This window comes from Lentzea sp. NPDC092896 (genome assembly GCF_044754905.1).
Taxonomy (GTDB): Bacteria; Actinomycetota; Actinomycetes; order Mycobacteriales; family Pseudonocardiaceae; genus Lentzea.
Map to the genome: position 1 here is coordinate 1,813,190 of NZ_JBIVPX010000001.1, position 16,716 is coordinate 1,829,905.

Annotated in this window: 17 protein-coding genes; 9 read left to right on the forward strand and 8 right to left on the reverse strand. The window is 69.6% G+C overall.

All coding sequences use genetic code 11. The annotated features are described in order from the left end of the window. Window positions 1–35 precede the first annotated feature (35 nt). The 4 genes from ACIQF0_RS08110 (at window position 36) to ACIQF0_RS08125 (ending at window position 5,056) form a co-directional block, all read left to right on the forward strand. The gene (locus tag ACIQF0_RS08110; protein WP_401025973.1) at window positions 36–2,051 is read left to right on the forward strand and encodes a hypothetical protein; all 2,016 of its coding nucleotides are present in this window, start codon (window positions 36–38) and stop codon (window positions 2,049–2,051) included. A 10-nt stretch (window positions 2,052–2,061) separates the two neighbouring features. Continuing rightward, entirely contained in the window at window positions 2,062–2,742 is a 681-nt protein-coding gene (locus tag ACIQF0_RS08115) for an SDR family NAD(P)-dependent oxidoreductase (protein ID WP_401025976.1), read from the forward strand. Continuing rightward, window positions 2,739–3,881 carry a galactonate dehydratase gene (gene dgoD / locus ACIQF0_RS08120; protein WP_401025979.1) on the forward strand — a complete coding sequence of 381 codons (1,143 nt, stop codon included), beginning with the start codon at window positions 2,739–2,741 and terminating at the stop codon, window positions 3,879–3,881. The genes ACIQF0_RS08115 and dgoD overlap by 4 nt, the downstream gene beginning before the upstream one ends. A 107-nt stretch (window positions 3,882–3,988) precedes the next feature. Then, complete coding sequence (locus ACIQF0_RS08125) at window positions 3,989–5,056, forward strand: FAD-dependent oxidoreductase (RefSeq protein WP_401025980.1); 1,068 nt, start codon at window positions 3,989–3,991, stop codon at window positions 5,054–5,056. Here ACIQF0_RS08125 and ACIQF0_RS08130 read toward each other — a convergent pair. After that, window positions 4,995–6,344, reverse strand: coding sequence for an MFS transporter (locus ACIQF0_RS08130; protein WP_401025983.1), 1,350 nt, complete (start codon window positions 6,342–6,344; stop codon window positions 4,995–4,997). The genes ACIQF0_RS08125 and ACIQF0_RS08130 overlap by 62 nt on opposite strands. A 48-nt stretch (window positions 6,345–6,392) precedes the next feature. Between ACIQF0_RS08130 and ACIQF0_RS08135 the strand changes: the two genes are divergently transcribed. Together ACIQF0_RS08135 and ACIQF0_RS08140 are read left to right on the forward strand one after the other, a co-directional pair. Further along, window positions 6,393–6,962: a helix-turn-helix domain-containing protein gene (locus ACIQF0_RS08135; RefSeq protein ID WP_401025985.1), complete on the forward strand. Its 570-nt coding sequence runs from the start codon at window positions 6,393–6,395 to the stop codon at window positions 6,960–6,962. Between the two features lie 90 nt (window positions 6,963–7,052). Further along, window positions 7,053–7,790, forward strand: a complete 738-nt coding sequence (locus ACIQF0_RS08140; protein WP_401025988.1) for a class I SAM-dependent methyltransferase — start codon at window positions 7,053–7,055, stop codon at window positions 7,788–7,790. Window position 7,791: 1 nt separating this feature from the next. Here the strand turns inward: ACIQF0_RS08140 and ACIQF0_RS08145 are convergent, their stop codons facing one another. After that, window positions 7,792–8,859: an ROK family protein gene (locus ACIQF0_RS08145; protein ID WP_401025991.1), complete on the reverse strand. Its 1,068-nt coding sequence runs from the start codon at window positions 8,857–8,859 to the stop codon at window positions 7,792–7,794. Window positions 8,860–8,946: 87 nt separating this feature from the next. On the opposite strand from ACIQF0_RS08145, the gene ACIQF0_RS08150 reads away from it, so the two are divergent. Beyond that, window positions 8,947–10,131, forward strand: coding sequence for a YbiU family protein (locus tag ACIQF0_RS08150; RefSeq protein WP_401025994.1), 1,185 nt, complete (start codon window positions 8,947–8,949; stop codon window positions 10,129–10,131). On the opposite strand, the gene ACIQF0_RS08155 is transcribed toward ACIQF0_RS08150, so the two are convergent. From ACIQF0_RS08155 to ACIQF0_RS08180, 6 genes are read right to left on the reverse strand one after another with little or no spacing between them, the layout of a single operon-like run. Next, window positions 10,117–11,346, reverse strand: coding sequence for a sensor histidine kinase (locus tag ACIQF0_RS08155; RefSeq protein WP_401025996.1), 1,230 nt, complete (start codon window positions 11,344–11,346; stop codon window positions 10,117–10,119). The genes ACIQF0_RS08150 and ACIQF0_RS08155 overlap by 15 nt on opposite strands. After that, window positions 11,343–12,035, reverse strand: coding sequence for a response regulator transcription factor (locus ACIQF0_RS08160; RefSeq protein WP_401025999.1), 693 nt, complete (start codon window positions 12,033–12,035; stop codon window positions 11,343–11,345). Before ACIQF0_RS08160 ends, ACIQF0_RS08155 begins: the two co-directional genes overlap by 4 nt. Beyond that, the gene (locus ACIQF0_RS08165; protein ID WP_401026002.1) at window positions 12,035–12,532 is read right to left on the reverse strand and encodes a hypothetical protein; all 498 of its coding nucleotides are present in this window, start codon (window positions 12,530–12,532) and stop codon (window positions 12,035–12,037) included. The genes ACIQF0_RS08160 and ACIQF0_RS08165 overlap by 1 nt, the downstream gene beginning before the upstream one ends. Before the next feature lie 12 nt (window positions 12,533–12,544). Next, entirely contained in the window at window positions 12,545–13,735 is a 1,191-nt protein-coding gene (locus tag ACIQF0_RS08170; protein ID WP_401026004.1) for an ABC transporter permease, read from the reverse strand. Beyond that, window positions 13,732–14,412, reverse strand: a complete 681-nt coding sequence (locus ACIQF0_RS08175; RefSeq protein WP_401026007.1) for an ABC transporter ATP-binding protein — start codon at window positions 14,410–14,412, stop codon at window positions 13,732–13,734. The genes ACIQF0_RS08170 and ACIQF0_RS08175 overlap by 4 nt, the downstream gene beginning before the upstream one ends. Next, complete coding sequence (locus ACIQF0_RS08180; RefSeq protein ID WP_401026010.1) at window positions 14,409–15,542, reverse strand: efflux RND transporter periplasmic adaptor subunit; 1,134 nt, start codon at window positions 15,540–15,542, stop codon at window positions 14,409–14,411. The genes ACIQF0_RS08175 and ACIQF0_RS08180 overlap by 4 nt, the downstream gene beginning before the upstream one ends. A gap of 130 nt (window positions 15,543–15,672) precedes the next feature. Here ACIQF0_RS08180 and ACIQF0_RS08185 point away from each other — a divergent pair, with 130 nt between their 5' ends. Together ACIQF0_RS08185 and ACIQF0_RS08190 are read left to right on the forward strand one after the other, a co-directional pair. After that, window positions 15,673–16,521 (forward strand): helix-turn-helix domain-containing protein, encoded by an 849-nt coding sequence (locus tag ACIQF0_RS08185; RefSeq protein WP_401026012.1) that lies wholly within the window; start codon window positions 15,673–15,675, stop codon window positions 16,519–16,521. Beyond that, window positions 16,496–16,678, forward strand: coding sequence for a DUF397 domain-containing protein (locus ACIQF0_RS08190; RefSeq protein WP_401026015.1), 183 nt, complete (start codon window positions 16,496–16,498; stop codon window positions 16,676–16,678). Before ACIQF0_RS08185 ends, ACIQF0_RS08190 begins: the two co-directional genes overlap by 26 nt. Window positions 16,679–16,716 lie beyond the last annotated feature (38 nt).

Below are 16,716 nucleotides of genomic sequence, written 5' to 3' on the forward strand. Positions count from 1 at the left end.
GACACCTGTATCGGGCGCGGGGGAGGCTCACGGGCATGTCGGTTCGCAGAGTCGCGTTGGCCTTCGCCTTGATGTCCCTGGTGGCGGCGCCCGCATACGCGGGTGACGACCAGGGAGCGCCCACCTACTACGACAGTGGTGTCGCCAAGACCCCGTACATGGGCTGGAACACGTACTACGGCCTCGGCGCGCCTACCGAGAAGGACGTGCGCGGGGTCGCCGACTTCCTCGTGAACAGCGGGATGCGCGACGCCGGGTACAAGATCGTGTGGATCGACGGCGGCTGGACCGCGCCGATCCCGCGTGACGCGCGCGGCAACCTCCAGGAGGACCCGGCGAAGTTCCCCGGCGGACTCCCGAAGCTGGTCAAGGACCTGCACGCCCAGGGCCTCAAGGCGGGCATCTACACCGACGCGGGCCCGTCCGACGGCAAGAACTGCGCGGTCGGCAGCGGTGGCGGCTACTACGAGAAGGACGCGAAGCGGTTCGCGGACTGGAAGTTCGACGCCGTGAAGGCCGACTTCCTCTGCGGGATCTTCGCGAACCTCAAGCCCGCACAGGCGTTCACGGACTTCAGCAAGGCCCTCGCCAAGGCGGGCCGGCCGATGATCCTGAACATCTGCAACCCGGTCACCGGCGAGTGGGGCGTCCCGCACGAGCCGGACCAGACCGCCGACATCTCCTACACGTTCGGCCCGCTCGCCGGCGACTCGTGGCGCACCAGCACCGACATCGCGTTCGGCACGCCGTACGAGGGCATCTGGCGCGACGTGTTGCGCAACATGGACCGCAACGCCGCGCACCCCGAGTCGAACGGCCCCGGCCGCTACAACGACCCGGACTACCTGATCCCGATGCGCAGGACGCAGCAGGGCACCTACGAGCTCAACGAGGAGGAGTCGACCTCGCAGTTCGTGATGTGGGCGCAGATGTCCTCGCCGTTGATCATCGGCTCCGACCCGCGCACGCTGCCGCCGTCGATGGTGAACACCCTCAAGAACCCCGAGATCCTCGCGGTCGACCAGGACCCGCTGGCCGTCCAGGGCGTGCGTGTCGCCTCGACCGGTGACACCGACGTCTACAGCAAGGTTTTGTCCCGCAAGGGCGAGCGCTCGGTCGTGCTGCTCAACCGCCGCGACGTGCCCGCCGAGATGACCGTGAACTTCGCCCAGGCCGGACTCAAGGGCAACGTTTCGGTGCGCGACCTGCGTGCTCGTGCGGACCGTGGCACCGCGACCGACAAGTACACGGTGACGGTTCCCGCACACGGCACCGCGATGCTCAAGCTGCGCGGCACGGACCTCGTGCCCGGTGAGGCAGTCGGCTCCGACGCCACCGCCTCGCCCGCGATCGCACGGGTCGGCGACGAAGCGCTGGTGTTCAGCCGGAGCACGGGCGGCGAGCTCAAGATGCTGCGGGGCGGCAAGTGGTCGAGCCTGGGCAAGGCGATACAGGGCCAGCCCGCCGTCCGCACGGTCGGCACCGACGTCGAGGTGACCGTCCGAGGCAACGACAACCGCGCCTGGCAGCGCACCCTCCGCAACGGACGCTGGGGCTCGTGGAAGTCGCTGGGCGGCAAGCTCACTGACGCACCGAGCGTCGCGCAGGACGGCACGATCGTCGCCCGAGGCGAGGACGGCAAGGTCTGGCGCTACCAAAGTGGCACCTGGACCTCGCTCGGCGCACCCGGTGACGCCCCGATCTACGGCAGGCCCAGCGTCGCCGGCGGCCAGGTCGCCGTCCGCACCGCCGCCGACGCCGTCTGGGTCCGCCCGGTCAGCGGAGGCCAGTGGACGTCACTCGGAGGCGTGATCTCCGGCAGCCCGACCCTGATCGAGTTCCAGGACCGGATCTACCTGTTCGCGCGGGCCAGCGACTACACGCTCTGGCAGGTGAACGCCTCCGCCGGCGTCTGGGGCGGCTGGTTCAACCGTCCGGAGTTCCCGAGCAACTCGCTCGTCGGCGCCGTCGGTGCTACTGCTGGTCCGGACGGCTCCGCGTGGACTGTGGTGCGCGGACCGGACAACAAGGTCTACCGGCAGAAGCTCTAGGAGAACGTGCATGAAGTGCGCGGTGGTGTCGGGTGCGGGTGCCGGAATCGGTGCCGCGACGGCGAAACACCTGACGGACAACGGTTACCGGGTCGTCGGGATCGACCTGCGCGGTGATGTGGCCGTGCGGGGCGACGTCAGCGATCCGGAGACCTGGCAGCGGGCGATCGAGCTGTGCGACGGCGGCGTGGACGCGTTGGTGAGCAACGCTTTCACGGTCGCGGTCAAGCCGTTGGACGCGACAACGCCCGCCGAGTGGGAACGCCAGCTCGCGGTCAACCTCGGCGGCACGTTCCACGGCGTCCAGGCCTGCCTGCCGTCGTTGCGCGAACGCAAGGGCTCGGTCGTGCTCGTCTCGTCGGTGCACGCGCACTTCGGCATCCCCGGGCACGGCGCGTACGCGGCCACCAAGGGCGGGCTGGTCGCACTGACCCGTCAGCTCGCCGTCGAGTACGCGCCGGACGTCCGGTTCAACGCGGTGCTGCCCGGTCCCGTGCTGACGGCGGCCTGGGACCGGGTCTCCGCCGAGGATCGCGAACGCAGTGCCCGAGCCACCCCGGCCGGCCGCCTCGGCGACCCGGCCGAGGTGGCCTCGGTGATCGGTTTCCTCCTGTCTCCGGCGGCGTCGTTCGTGACGGGCGCGGAGCTTCTGGTCGACGGCGGCTGGTCCGCGGCGAAGGATTCTTCATGAAGGTGACGGCGGTCGAGACGTTCCTGGTCGAGCCCCGCTGGCTGTTCCTCAAGGTGAGCACCGACGAGGGGGTGAGCGGCTGGGGCGAGCCGGTCGTGGAGGGCAGGGCGGAGACGGTTCGCGCCGCCGTCCACGAACTGTCCGAGCTGGTCATCGGCCAGGACCCGCTGCGCGTCGAGGACCTCTGGCAGGTCCTGCGCCGCGGCGGCTTCTACCGCGGCGGCCCCGTGCTGTCGTCCGCTCTCTCCGGCTACGACCACGCGTTCTGGGACATCGCCGGCAAAGCCCGCGGGTTGCCCGTCCACGAACTGCTCGGCGGCCCCGTGCGCGACCGCGTGCGCGCCTACTCTTGGGTGGGCGGCGATCGTCCGGACGGCATCTTCGACGCGGTCTCGCGGCAGGTCGCGGCGGGCTTCAGCGCAGTGAAGATGAACGCCACGGCCGAGATGCGCCCGATCGCCTCGCCCGCCGACACCGACGCGGTTCTCCAAAGGGCCCGTGAAGCACGCGAAGCCCTTGGCCCACAGGGAGATCTCGCGATCGACTTCCACGGCCGCGTCTCGCCCGCGATGGCGCGCAGGCTCGTGCGCATGCTCGAAGAGGTGCAGCCGATGTTCGTCGAGGAACCGGTGCTGCCCGAACTGCCCGCCGACGTGCTGGCGTCGGTGGTGCAGGCGTCGACGGTGCCGATCGCGACGGGGGAGCGGCTGTTCTCGCGCTGGGAGTTCAAGCCCGTCCTCGAAGCCGGTGTCGCGGTCGTGCAGCCGGACCCGTCGCACGCGGGCGGCATCTCGGAACTGCGCCGGATCGGGGCGCTGGCCGAGATCTACGGTGCGTCGATCGCTCCGCACTGTCCACTCGGGCCGATCTCGCTCGCGGCCTCGTTGCAGGTCGCGTTCACCACGCCGAACTTCCTGATCCAGGAACAGAGCGCGGGCATGCACTACAACGGCTCCGACCCGTCGTACCTGGTGGACATGGCGCCGGTGCGGGTCGTGGACGGCTGGATCGCCCGGCCGACCGGGCCCGGCCTGGGGGTCGAGGTCGACGAGGCGGCGGTGCGCAGGGCGGCCGAGGCCGGGCACGCGTGGCGGTCGCCGGTTTGGCGGCACGACGACGGCTCCTTCGCGGAGTGGTGACAGGGCCTGCCAGCCGCTGCCAGTGACGTGTGCGTCCGCTGTCAGCGCGCCGGGTGAACCTGGTCGTGCCGTCAGGGAGGCGGCACGATCTCCAGGGGAGCCCATTCATGCACGTCACGATCATCGGTGCCGGTCTCGGCGGTCTCACGCTCGCCCGTGTGCTGCACGTCAACGGGATCCCGTCCACCGTCTACGAGGCGGAGGAGTCGCCGACGGCACGGGCGCAGGGCGGCATGCTCGACATCCACGACTACAACGGCCAGATCGCCGTCGAGGCCGCGGGCCTGATGGACGAGTTCCGCGGCCTCGTCCTGCCGGGCCGCCAGGCCATCCGCGTGCTGGAGCCCGACGGCACGGTGCTGCACGAGCAGGGCGACGACGGCACGGGCGGCCGTCCCGAGGTGCAGCGCGCCGACCTGCGGCAGATGCTGCTCGACTCGCTGCCCGAGGGCACCGTCCGGTGGGGCAGCAAGGTGACCGGCGTCCAGGACAGGACGGTGACGTTCGAGGACGGCAGCACCGTCGACGCCGACGTGCTGGTCGGCGCTGACGGCGCGTGGTCGCGGGTGCGCGCGTTGGTCACCGACGCCAAGCCGGAGTACATGGGGATGTCGTTCGTCGAGACCTACCTCTACGACGCCGACACCCGGCATCCGGAGGTCGCGAAGGCGGTCGGTGGCGGCTCGATGTTCGCTCCCGGCCAGGGCAAGGGGATCTTCGCGCACCGGGAGGCCGGCGACACGCTGCACGCCTACGTGGAGTTCACCCGTCCGCTGGAGTGGTTCGACGACCTCGGCAAGATCCCCGCGGAGTTCGACGGCTGGGCGCCCGAGCTCACCGCGCTGATCACCGAGTCCGACACCGAGCCGGTGTTCCGCCCGCACTACGCCCTGCCTGCGGAGACTCGCTGGGAACGGGTGCCGCGGGTGACCCTGGTCGGCGACGCCGCGCACCTCATGCCGCCCAACGGCGAGGGCGCCAACCTCGCCATGCTGGACGCCGCCGAACTCGGCCAGGCGCTCGCCACGAAGGACGTGGAGACCGCGCTGGCCGAGTACGAGGAGGCGATGTTCACGCGCGCCGCCCACACCGCCGAGGACTCCGAGGAGATGCTCAAGAGCCTGTTCGGCGACGAGCCCCCGCAGAAGCTGCTGGATCTGCTGATCGACGCCTGACGACGAGAGCGAGCAGGACCGCCGTGATGGCCGCCCCGGTCCACATGGCGGTCCGCCAGCCCTCCACGAAGGACTCTCCGCCGTCGACGGCGCCCGCCACCATCGCACCGAGCAGCGCGACACCGAGTGCGGTGCCGAACTCGCGCGTGACGTCGTTGAGCGCCGACGCCACGCCCTGTCGTTCGCGAGGCAACGCACTGGTGATCGCCTCGGTGGCGGGCGGCATCGACAACCCCATGCCCGCGCCCATCGCGATCATGCCCGGCAGCACGGTGAGGTAGGCGGCGTTCACGAACACCGCCATGAGCACCAAACCCAAGCCGCCCAACGCGATTCCCGTCGCCATCGTGGCGCGGGCACCGATCCGTTCGGCCAGCCGCGGCGCGAGACCGGACGCGACCATCATCATCCCGGCCATCGGCAGCAACGCCACCGTCGACACCAGCCCGGACCAGCCGAGAACGGTCTGGAAGAACGGGTACAGCACGACCGACACGCCCGCCTGCACCCCGAACACCACCAGCAGCACCACGGACCCGGTGGCCAACCGGCGCTCGCGGAACAGCCGGACGTCCAGCAACGGCGCGGGATGCCGGAGTTCCCACGCCACGAACGCGATCGCGGCGGCCGCCCCGACGAGCAGGCTGAGCACGTCGCGTTCGTGCAGGAAGTGGATCAGTCCGGCCACCGCGACCACGGAGGTGAGCGAGCCGACGACGTCGAACGGCCGCGCCTCCCGTGAGTCCGGCACCGCTGTGAGTGCCATGGCCAGCGCGACGACCACGAGCACGACCGGCAGCACGAACAGGAACCGCCAGTCCGCCACGTCGACCAGCAGCGCCGACAGGAACATGCCCAGCAGCCCGCCGCCACCCGCGACGCCCGTCCACACACCGATGGCCCGGCTGCGTTCCTGCTCCGGGAACGTCGAGGTGATCACGGCGAGCGTGACGGGCATGATCGTCGCCGCCCCGATGCCGGCGAGCACCCGAGCCGCCAGCAGCACCTCGACGGACGGCGCCAGCCCGCCGATCACGTTCGCCGCGCCGAACACCACCAGCCCGGCGATCAGCACCGGCTTGCGCCCCCACCGGTCACCGACCGCGCCGAGCGGCAACAGCAACGCGGACAGCGTCAGCACGTAGACGTTGATGATCCACAACACCGTGCCCTGCGACGCGCCGAACTCGGCGGCGAGGTGGGGCTGGGCGACGTTGAGCCCGGTCACCGACGAGATCACGGCCATCAACGCCACGCACACCGCGACCAGGGTTTTCGTTCGATTCATGGCAGCGACGCTAAGCGGAGTTTGCGGCAGAGGCATACGATCGTGCGCATGACGCAAGAAGATGGCGATCTGGACGGCCTCGTGCGCAAGCGGATCCGTGCGCTGCGGGTGGCGCAGGGCTGGTCGCTGGACGAACTCGCGACCCGCGCCAGGCTCAGCCCGTCGTCGCTCAGCCGCATCGAGAACGGCCAGCGCCGCCTCGCCCTCGACCAGCTCGTCACCCTCGCCCGCGCCCTCGACACCTCGCTCGACCAACTGGTCGAGACCGACACCGACGACGTGATCGTCAGCCCGATGCTCGACGGGGCGCACGGCAACATGCGCTGGCCGATCAAGGCCGAGCCGGGCATGACCGTCATGCGCCAGCGGATGACCACCCCGCCACCCGACAACCCCGCCTCGCTGCGCGCGCACTCCGGCCGCGAATGGCTGGTCGTGCTGTCGGGCACGGCCTTGTTGCTGCTCGGCAACCGGAGGTTCCGGGTGGAGAAGAACCAGGCCGCCGAGTTCCCGACGATGCTGCCGCACGCCATCGGCACGGCGGGTGGCCCGTGCGAGATCCTCGGCATCTTCGACCGGGAGGCGCGCCGCGGCCACAACGCCGACAAGAAGGCGTGATCTTGCGCGGACGGCACCGGTTCGACCGACCTTCTTGCGTCTTGCGCAAGCCACCGTGCATCTAGAGCATGGCGGACCTACGTTGGTCCCATGAGCGAACACGGACACGGACATGGGCACGGACATGGGCACGGCCACGGAGACGACCAGGCCGAGATCCTGGACCTCGACGCCGAAGTCCTCGCCGCCCACACCGCCGACATCATCGACTGGCTGCCCACCTCGAACCCCCGCCACGTCGTCGACCTGGGCAGCGGCACGGGAGCGGGCACGTTCGCCCTGCTGGCCCGCTACCCGGAGGCCCACATCACCGCGGTCGACTCCTCGCTGGACCACCTCCAGCGACTGCGCCAGAAGGCCGGCGAACGAGGCCTGGCCGACCGGGTCCACACCGTCCTGGCCGACCTCGACGCGGACTGGCCGGACCTGGGCGCCCCGGACCTGATCTGGGCCTCGGGCTCGCTGCACCACATGGCCGCCCCCGACCGCACCCTGCGCCGGCTCCACGAGACTCTCGCGAAGGACGGCGTGCTCGCCGTCGTCGAAATGGCCGGCATGCCGCAGTTCTTCCCCGAACAGGCCCCGGACGCCCACGACGAACGCCTGCCCCACCGAGGCGCGGACTGGGGCCCGAAGCTGACCGAGGCAGGGTTCGCCGTCGAGGGCGAACGCACGATCACCGTCCACATCGAACGGTCCGAGGCCGTGGAACGCTACGCCCGCATCGTTCTGCGCAGGCAGCGGGGCCCGGAGGCGGCAGAAGAAGCCCTGCGCCGCGACGACCTCTCCCTGCGCACCGAACGCACCGTCTGGGCGGCGCGGAAGTGACCTAACGCGACGCCGTGACGAGCGCCGTTCGCAGCAGGTCGAGAGCGGCCGCCCGCGCACCGGTGAGCGACGGAGACGCCACGGACGCCGCGACCACGTCGACCTGACGCGGCAACCGCGAGCACTCGTCCCTGATCGCGCCGAGCAACGACGGCCCCCAGGACCCGCCGACCACGACCACTTCCGGATCGGCCAGCGTCACCAACGCCATGACGACACCGCCGACGGCCCGCGCGAGCACGCCGGGGTCCGCCGCCCGCAACCGTGCCACGTCGATCGCGGTCGTCCCCGGCCGGCGCAACCCGAGTTCGCCGAACACCTCGATGAACGGCGTCGCACCGGACGGCCCGGCCGTGATCAGGTGCGAGATCTCACCGGCCAGCCCCGAGTGCCCGCGCCGCACCTCGCCATCGGACACGACCGCACAACCCAGGCCCTCGCCCAGGAACAGATAGGCGAAGTCCGCGACGCCCAGCGCGGCGTGTTCGGCCTGCGCCGCCCAGTTGACGTCGTTGTCCACCACGACCGGCCCGTGCAGCAACGGCCCCAGCACCGCGACCGGATCCAGTTCTCCCACCAGGAACGGCGAGTCGGGCAGCTGGACGAGCCTGCCGGTGCGCCGGTCGACGGGATCCGCTGCGCTCACCGTGCAGAGCCGGACGTTGTGCGCGGCAACGGTTTCCGCGGCGACCGACGGCAGCACGGCGGCCACTTCGGCCGGATCGTCGATGGGGTGGTGGGTGCGGCCGACGACGTCCCCGTAGGCGTCGACGCACTCGGCGGTCACGCCGTCCGGTGCGATCGTCATGACCAGCGCGACGCCGATGTCCTCGGCCAGGCTGTAGAACGAGCCGACCCTGCCCTTGCCGCGCCCGCCCGGAGTGCGTTCGCCGGTGTCCGCGACCAGGCCCTGGTCCACGAGGCGGCGGACGCTCTCGCTCACCGTCGGCTTCGACAGCCCGGTCTCCACGGCCAGTTCCGCCCGCGTCAGCTTGCGCGCGGACATCAACGACCGCAGCACGTGCTCGTCCGATATCGAGCGCAGCAACTCCTGGGACGGCTTGGTCACGCGCCGCACTCTAGTTAGGGGTCTTGCCTACAACGGCCCGACACGCCTATGGTTCCAAGTTAGGAGGCCTTACTGGAAGGAGCCGCCGTGCTGCCCAACTGGGAGACGACACCCGCTGACCTGCCGAAAGCCGTCCGGGAGGTGAAGAAGGCGATCAGGGCGAACATCGAGGCGTCCGGTCGCAGCGTCGAGGAGGTGTTCGCGGTCGTCGAGCAGCAGATCCGGCGCGAGGTCGACGACGTCAAAGCCGGGCAGGCGTGGCCGGTGATCGACTACGCCGACATCGAGGCCGGCACCGCGTCCCCCGACCTCGTGCGCCGCCGGGGCTGCCTGGTCGTGCGGAACCACTTCGACCGCGAGCAGGCCCTGGCCTGGGACAAGTCCATTGTGGACTACGTCGAGGGCAACGACTTCTTCGAGAACTACCGCGGCCCCGGCGACGACTTCTTCGGCAGCGTCGGCTCGAAGCCCGAGATCTACCCGATCTACTGGTCCGAAGCGCAGACCCAGGCCAGGCGGCACAAGCGCATGGCCACGGTCCAGCGGTTCCTGAACGGCCTGTGGCACCACGAAGGCTGGTTCGACCCGGCGAAGGACGTCGGCTACCCGGACCGCATCCGCCGCCGCCCACCCGGCGCCAACTCCAGCGGCCTGGGCACCCACCTCGACCCCGGCACGCTCGACCTGTGGATGACACGCGAGTACCAGCAGGCGTTCCGGCACCTGTTCAACGGCACGCCCGAGCAGTACGACCCGTGGGACGCCGCCCACCGCACCACCGGCCCGCAGTACCCCGGCACGACGATGTGCTCGGTGTTCCGCACCTTCCAGGGCTGGACCGCGCTCTCGGACATGGACCACGACCAGGGCGTCCTGCACACCGTCCCGATCCCCGGCGCCATGGCGTACCTGATGCTGCGCCCGCTGCTCGACGACGTCCCGGACGACGACATGTGCGGCGTCACGGTCAACCAGGTCTTCCCGGTCGACCCGAAGTACCACTCACTCCTGATCGAGGCCCTGAGCGGCATCCCGGACGTCCGGGCGGGCGACTCGGTCTGGTGGCACTGCGACATGATCCACAGCGTCGCGCCCGTCACCGATCAACAGGGCTGGGGCAACGTCATGTACATCCCGGCCGCGCCCTCCTGCCCCCGGAACGACCGCTATGCCAAGGAGATCGAGCACGCCCACGCGACGGGTTCCAGCCCGAGCGACTTCCCCGAGGAGCACTACGAACGCGCCTGGCCGAACCGCTCACGCCCCGAATAGCACCCGGAACACCGCGCCCTCACCGGGCGCGGTGTCCAGTTCGATCCGCCACCCGTGCGCCGCGACCAGCGCCGCCACGATCGCGAGCCCCAGCCCACTTCCGCCGGGCCCACGCGCGGGATCCGCGCGGTAGAAGCGTTCGAACACCCGCGCTGCCACCTCCGCGCTCATCCCGGACCCGTGATCGGCGATGGAGAACGCCGATTCGGTGAGCCGCACCTCGATCGGCCCAGGCGTGTGGATCAGGGCGTTGCCCAGCAGGTTCGTCAGGATCTGCCGGACCCGCGCCTCGTCCGCGTCCACGAGCACCGGACCGGCGGGCAACTCCAGCGAAACGCGAGGGCCCGTCTCGGCCACGGCGTCGTTCACCAGCACGACCAGGTCCACAGTGGACAACGCCAGCGGCTGCTCCGAGTCGAGGCGCGCCAGTTGCAGCAGGTCGTCGACCAGCAACCCCATCCGCGCGGCGTGGTCCTCGACCCGCCGCAGCACCGCGTCCGCGTCGGTGGCCGCACCCTGCCGGTACAACTCGGCGTACCCGCGGATGGACGTCAACGGCGTCCGCAGTTCGTGCGAGGCGTCCGCCACGAACTGCCGCATCCGGTTCTCCGACGACACCCGCACCGCGAACGCGGCTTCGATCTGCCCCAGCATCGTGTTCAGCGCGGACGCCAGCCGCCCGACCTCCGACCCCGGCCGCCGCACGGGCACCCGCCGCGACAGGTCGCCGGCCGCGATCTCACCGGCGACCTGCTCGACCTCCTCCAACGCCCGCGTCGACGCTCTGACCAGCGCATACCCGGCCATGCCGACCAGGATCAACGCCCCGAGGCTGATCAAAAGGAACGCGAGCCGCAGGTCGTCGACGGACCGGTCGACCTCCGACTGGTCCACAGCCGCGATCAGCTCGTTCCCGTCCAGCTCCCGCATCACCACCCGCAGCGAGCCCGCGGTGACGTGCTCACCGGGCGTCATCGAGCCGAACGGCGGCAACCCCTCCAGCGCCGTCCCCGCGACAACTCCGCCGGCGTCGCGCAGGACCATGTTGTCCCGCAACGGAAGTGCGCGCGGGGTCGACACCGCGCGGTCGAGCCGGGCGTCGAGCTGGTGCAGGAGGTAGTTCTCCATCACCTGCGACCCGATCAGCCACGTGCCGAACAGGCCCGCGGCCACCAGGGCGACGAGCACGACCACCAGCCGCACGCGCAACGTCATCTGCGGATCATGTACCCCAGGCCGCGAACCGTGTGGATCAGCCGGGGCTCGGCGGCGTCCACCTTGCGCCGCAGGTACGAGATGTACGACTCGACCACGCCGACATCGCCGTCGAAGTCGTGCGACCACACCTGGTCCAGGATCTGCGCCTTCGACAGCACCCGCCCGCTGTTGCGCATCAGGTAGTGCAGCAACCGGAACTCGGTCGGCGACAGCTCCACGACCCGCGTACCGCGCCGCACGACATGACTCTCCACGTCCAGCGACAGGTCCCCGCAGATCAGCTGCTCGCTCTCCGCGCCGGGCCGGGTGCGGCGCAGCACGGCCGTCACCCGCGCGATGACCTCCTCCAGGCTGAACGGCTTGGTGATGTACCCGTCACCGCCGATCGTCAGTCCGGTGATGCGGTCGTCCGTGCTGTCCCGCGCGGTCAGGTACAGCACCGGCACCCGCACCCCGCTGGAACGCAGCCGCCGCACCACCTCGAACCCGTCCCGGTCGGGCAGCATCACGTCGAGCAGCACCAGATCAGGCGCGTCGGAACGAGCCGCCGTCAACGCCTCGGAGCCGGTCGCCGCGCTGGACACGGTGAATCCGGCGAACCGCAGGCTGGCGCACAGCAGCTCGCGGATGCTGGGTTCGTCCTCGACGACGAGCAACCGGCCCCGTTCCACGCGTGAATCCTGCATCACCCGGTGGTCGGCCGCTGGGTGATGGTCTGCCCGCTCACCGTGCCGTCCGAACCCGCCTGACCCTGCACGACGACCTGCTGACCGGCCTTCAGGTCGGCGAGCTTGCCCTCCGACGTGACCTCGACCTTCGTGGCGTCCGAAGTGGACACCTTCACGATCTGGCCGTTCTGCGTCTTCACGTAGACGGTCGTGCCTTCGACGTGGTCGATCGTGCCGACGGTGCCACGCCCGAACTGACCACCGTTCGGCCGTTGCTGGGCACCGGACGGGGGAGTACCACCGTTGCCGCCCGGGAACTGCCGCCCGGCCGCGTTCGTGCGGGTCGGTGTCTCGCTGGCACCGAAGGACTTCTGCACGAACACCCCGCCGACGAACGCCACGATGGCGAGCACCGCGACCCCGAGGATCACCGTCGTCTTGCCGAAGCCCGTCTTGCGTTCCTTCAGCTCGGCCGAGATGTCGTTCTCGAGCGGCTGATCGAGTGGGTTGGTCACTTCGAAAACTCCTTATTCATGCCTGAGGGCTTCGATGGGGCGGAGCTTCGCCGCGCGGGAAGCCGGGTAGCTGCCGAAGAAGAGGCCGATCAACGCCGACACCGCGAACGCGAGCAGCACCGACGACGGCACGAGCACGGGCTGAATGCCCGCGATGGTGAACTGGCTGCCGATCATCCCCGCCGCCACGCCCAGGGCCCCGCCGAACAGGCTCAGCAGCGTCGCCTCGATCAGGAACTGCCCGAGGATCGAGGACCGCGGCGCCCCAACGGCTTTGCGGATGCCGATCTCGCGGATCCGCTCGGTGACGGTGACCAGCATGATGTTCGTGATGCCGATTCCACCCACCAGCAACGAGATCGCGGCCACCGACGCCAGCAACACGGTGAACGTCTCCGTCGTCGCGGTCCGCGCGGTCAGCAGCTGGTCCTGGCTCAGGATCCGGTAGTCGGCGGTCTGGGTGATCTTGTGCCGGCCGTTGAGGATCGTCGTCACCTGGGCCTGCGCGTTCGGCAACGCGTCCGCCGACTGCGCCTGCACCACGATCTGCGTGAGACTGCCGTAGCCGGTCAACGCGTTCTGCGTGGTCGACAGCGGCGCCACGGCCATGTCGTCGGCGTCCTGCAACCCGCTGGAACCCTTGGCCGCCAGCACTCCCACGACCGTGAACGGGATGTTGTTGACCAGCATGGACTTCCCGACCGGATCCGTGCCGGGGAACAACTCGGTGGCCACCGTCGCGCCGATCACGACGACCTTGCGCGCCTGCTGAACGTCGTTGTCGGAGAACAGGTTCCCCTGCGCGACCGAACTGTTCGTGGTGTCGAAGTAGTGCGGGTCCGAGCCGATGAACTGCCCGATGTCGTGCGTCGTGTCCCCGTAACCCGCGGTCGCCTGCGCCGAGACCACCGGCGACGCGTACTTGACGTCGGGGGAGTCCTGACCCACCAGCGCCGCCGCGTCCGCCGTGGTCAGCGGCTTGGCCGTGCTGCCGGGCTGGGCGCGCTGCGGGCTGATCGTCAGGATGTTCGTGCCGAGCCCGGCGATGCTCTGCTGCACCGCGCTCGACGCGCCGTTGCCGACGGCGATCAGCAGGATCACCGACGCGACACCGATCAGGATGCCGAGCGTCGTGAGCCCGGACCGCATCTTGTTCGCGGTCAGGCCCCTCACCGCGAACGCGGCGATCTCGAAGATCCTCACACCAGCACCCCCGCGACCTTCCCGTCGACCACGCGGACCGTGCGCATGGCGTGCGACGCGACCTCGTCCTCGTGGGTGATCAGCACGACGGTGCGCCCGCTCGCGTTGAGCCGGTCGAGGATGCCGAGCACCTCCCGGCTCGACTCGGTGTCGAGGTTGCCGGTCGGTTCGTCGGCCAGCACGATCGCGGGCGACGTCACCAACGCCCGCGCGATCGCGACACGTTGTTGCTGGCCACCGGAAAGCTCGTTGGGCCGGTGGTGCGTGCGGTCCTTCAAACCGACGAGATCGAGCGCGGCCAGCGCCCTCTCCCGGCGTTGGGCACGCCGAACTCCCGCGTACACCAGCGGGAGCTCGACGTTCGCGAGTGCCGTTGTCCGCGGCACCAAGTTGAACGACTGGAAGACGAACCCGATCTTCCTGTTGCGCAGCAACGAGAGCTGCTCCTCGTCGAACTCGCCCGTGTCGATGCCGTCCAGCAGGTACTTGCCGGACGTGGCGATGTCGAGGCAGCCGAGGATGTTGAGCAGCGTCGACTTGCCGGAGCCCGACGCACCCATGATCGCGATGTACTCGCCCTTCTGGACGGTGAGGTCGAGGCCCCGCAACGCATGCACGGCCGTGTCGCCGCCGCCGTAGGTCTTGCGGAGATCACGGACCTCGATGACCGGGCTCATCGACCGGTCCCGGTGAACCCGCCGCCGTTGCGCTGACCGGTGCCCGTGCCCGGGAACTGCCCGGTGCCCGGCTGCTGCTGACGGTTGGTGCTGTTGGACGTGCTCACCTGCGGCAGCACGACCTCCTCGCCGGCGGTCAGCCCCGACTTGATCTCCACGTACTGATCGCCGCGCACCCCGACCTCGACGGTCTTGCGCGTCTCGGCGCCGTTCTCGACTACCTGCACCGAACTCGCACCGCTGACGGTCTGCACGGCCGCCGCGGGCACGGCGAGAACGCCTTGCGCGGACGCGACGGTGATCTCGACGCTCGCCGACTGACCCGGCTTGAGCTCGGCGGGCGGCTGCGTCAACGCGAGGCTCACTCCGTACTGCACAACGTTGTTCGCGGTCGTGGGCGTGAGGTCGACCGTGGTGACCTTGGCCTGCACCGGGGTTCCGGCCATCGCGTTGACCGTCACGGTCGCCGCCTGGTCGGCCTTGAGCTTGCTGACGTCGGACTCGGAGACGTTCGCCTTCACCACGAGGTTCTTCAGGTCGGTGACGACGACGAACCCGGACGCCGTCGTGGTGGTCGTCGTGCTGGAGGTGGAACCCGTGCTGCTGGAGGTGCTGCCGCTACCGACCTTCTGCCCGACGGCTCCGGTCACCGACGTGATCGTGCCGTCGCCAGGAGCCGTCAGCACGGTGGCGGCGAGGTTGTCCTTGGCCTGCTGAAGCGCGAGTTGCGTCTGCCGGTACGCCGTCAGCAGCGCGTTCGTGCCCGTGCCCTTCTCCAGGGCCGCGTTCAGGTTGCCCTGCGCGATGTCGACCTGCAGCTGCGCCTGCGTGGGATCGAGCTTCGCGAGCTGCTGCCCCTTCGTCACCGCGTCGCCGACCTTGACGTTGATCTCGGTGACCGTGCCGCTCGCCCCGAACGACGCGGCGGCGCTGAACGAGCTCTGCACCGTCCCCGAAGCCGTCACCACCTCGCTGACGTCCCGGTTCGCGGCGGCGGCCGTACGAGCGGTGGTGGTGGACTGGGCATTGCCGGAGGAACCGAAGAACACCAGGTAGCCGGCCACACCGGCACCGAGGAGCACCACCACCAGCAGTCCGTTGATCAACAAGGATCTGCGACGTCGAGTCATGGCTCGGGATCGTCGTCCGGCAAGCTGTGTCAGGGCTGCGAGTTTCCTGGCAACGAGCTGAAGATCAGCCTGACCGTTTTCACCCGAATGAGCCCCTTGTTGCTTTGGGAGCAAGCCCTACGGTCGAACCATGGCCACGAGTACTCCATCTACCGCATACAGCCGGGATCTGGGCGACGAACTGCGCAAAGTTCGCGAGACGTCGTCCGCACTCACGGGCGCCGCACTGGCCGTCCGCCTGGGCTGGGATCCCAGCAAGGTCTCCACCCTGGAGAACGGCAAGTACCGTCCCAGCGAGATCGACCTCGTGCAGTACCTCTCCATGCTGGGCAAGGACATCGACTTCTTCGAGGACTTCAAACGCCGGTTCCGCTACGCGTTCGAGGAGTACATCGTCCAGATCTCGGACAACCTCCGCACGCTGGCGATGGCCGAGGCGACCGCCATCACGATCACCAGTTACGACCCGCAGGCGATGCCCGGTCTGTCGCAGACACCTGAGTACGCCGACAGCCTGTACCGGATGGGCGGGTACATCGTGGAGGAGCGGATCCCCACGGTGGTCAAGTTCCGGATGGACCGCCAGGTGATCCTGAACCGGCACGATCGTCCGGATTGCCTGTTCTACATCCACGAGCATGCGTTGCGGACACAGGTCGGCGACGCACAGACCATGGAAGACCAGTACGCCAAGCTGCTGTTCGGCGCGCCCAGAATCCGGATCGTCCCGGCGACGGCACAGTTGGTGGCCACCAGCTGTGTGCTGTGGGAGTACGAGAAGTCGATGCCCGTGGCGTTCACCTCGACCGACCTGGCGAAGGTGTTCGTGCAGGATCCGGGCGCCATCGCCCGGACTCGCCTGCTGTTCGATCGCTTGGCCGAGGTTGCCTTGGATGAGGAACAATCGCGGAGGGTGCTGGCGGACCACGTCGGCCGACCGCGAGAGGAACTCAATGAGCGAGGCCCGCGCTTGGCGTAAGAGCAGCTACAGCGGCGCGACCGAGGACGACAACTGCGTCGAGGTGTCGGTCGCCGCTGATGCTCTGGTTCGTGACTCGAAGAACCCCTCCGGAGGCGTTCTGACCTTCGGTGCCATCGCCTGGGCGAACTTCGTCCAGAGGTTGCCAGTTAGTTGACACCTGCTCCGTTCGGCGGCACGGCCTGCTAGGACGAT

What these genes read in the sequence shown, in the direction of transcription:
- ACIQF0_RS08110 (WP_401025973.1), top strand. Translation starts at nt 36, where the DNA reads ATGTCGGTTCGCAGAGTCGCGTTGGCCTTCGCCTTGATGTCCCTGGTG.
- ACIQF0_RS08115 (WP_401025976.1), top strand. Translation starts at nt 2,062, where the DNA reads ATGAAGTGCGCGGTGGTGTCGGGTGCGGGTGCCGGAATCGGTGCCGCG.
- dgoD (WP_401025979.1), top strand. Translation starts at nt 2,739, where the DNA reads ATGAAGGTGACGGCGGTCGAGACGTTCCTGGTCGAGCCCCGCTGGCTG.
- ACIQF0_RS08125 (WP_401025980.1), top strand. Translation starts at nt 3,989, where the DNA reads ATGCACGTCACGATCATCGGTGCCGGTCTCGGCGGTCTCACGCTCGCC.
- ACIQF0_RS08130 (WP_401025983.1), bottom strand. Translation starts at nt 6,344, where the DNA reads ATGAATCGAACGAAAACCCTGGTCGCGGTGTGCGTGGCGTTGATGGCC.
- ACIQF0_RS08135 (WP_401025985.1), top strand. Translation starts at nt 6,393, where the DNA reads ATGACGCAAGAAGATGGCGATCTGGACGGCCTCGTGCGCAAGCGGATC.
- ACIQF0_RS08140 (WP_401025988.1), top strand. Translation starts at nt 7,053, where the DNA reads ATGAGCGAACACGGACACGGACATGGGCACGGACATGGGCACGGCCAC.
- ACIQF0_RS08155 (WP_401025996.1), bottom strand. Translation starts at nt 11,346, where the DNA reads ATGACGTTGCGCGTGCGGCTGGTGGTCGTGCTCGTCGCCCTGGTGGCC.
- ACIQF0_RS08160 (WP_401025999.1), bottom strand. Translation starts at nt 12,035, where the DNA reads ATGCAGGATTCACGCGTGGAACGGGGCCGGTTGCTCGTCGTCGAGGAC.
- ACIQF0_RS08175 (WP_401026007.1), bottom strand. Translation starts at nt 14,412, where the DNA reads ATGAGCCCGGTCATCGAGGTCCGTGATCTCCGCAAGACCTACGGCGGC.
- ACIQF0_RS08180 (WP_401026010.1), bottom strand. Translation starts at nt 15,542, where the DNA reads ATGACTCGACGTCGCAGATCCTTGTTGATCAACGGACTGCTGGTGGTG.
- ACIQF0_RS08185 (WP_401026012.1), top strand. Translation starts at nt 15,673, where the DNA reads ATGGCCACGAGTACTCCATCTACCGCATACAGCCGGGATCTGGGCGAC.
- ACIQF0_RS08190 (WP_401026015.1), top strand. Translation starts at nt 16,496, where the DNA reads ATGAGCGAGGCCCGCGCTTGGCGTAAGAGCAGCTACAGCGGCGCGACC.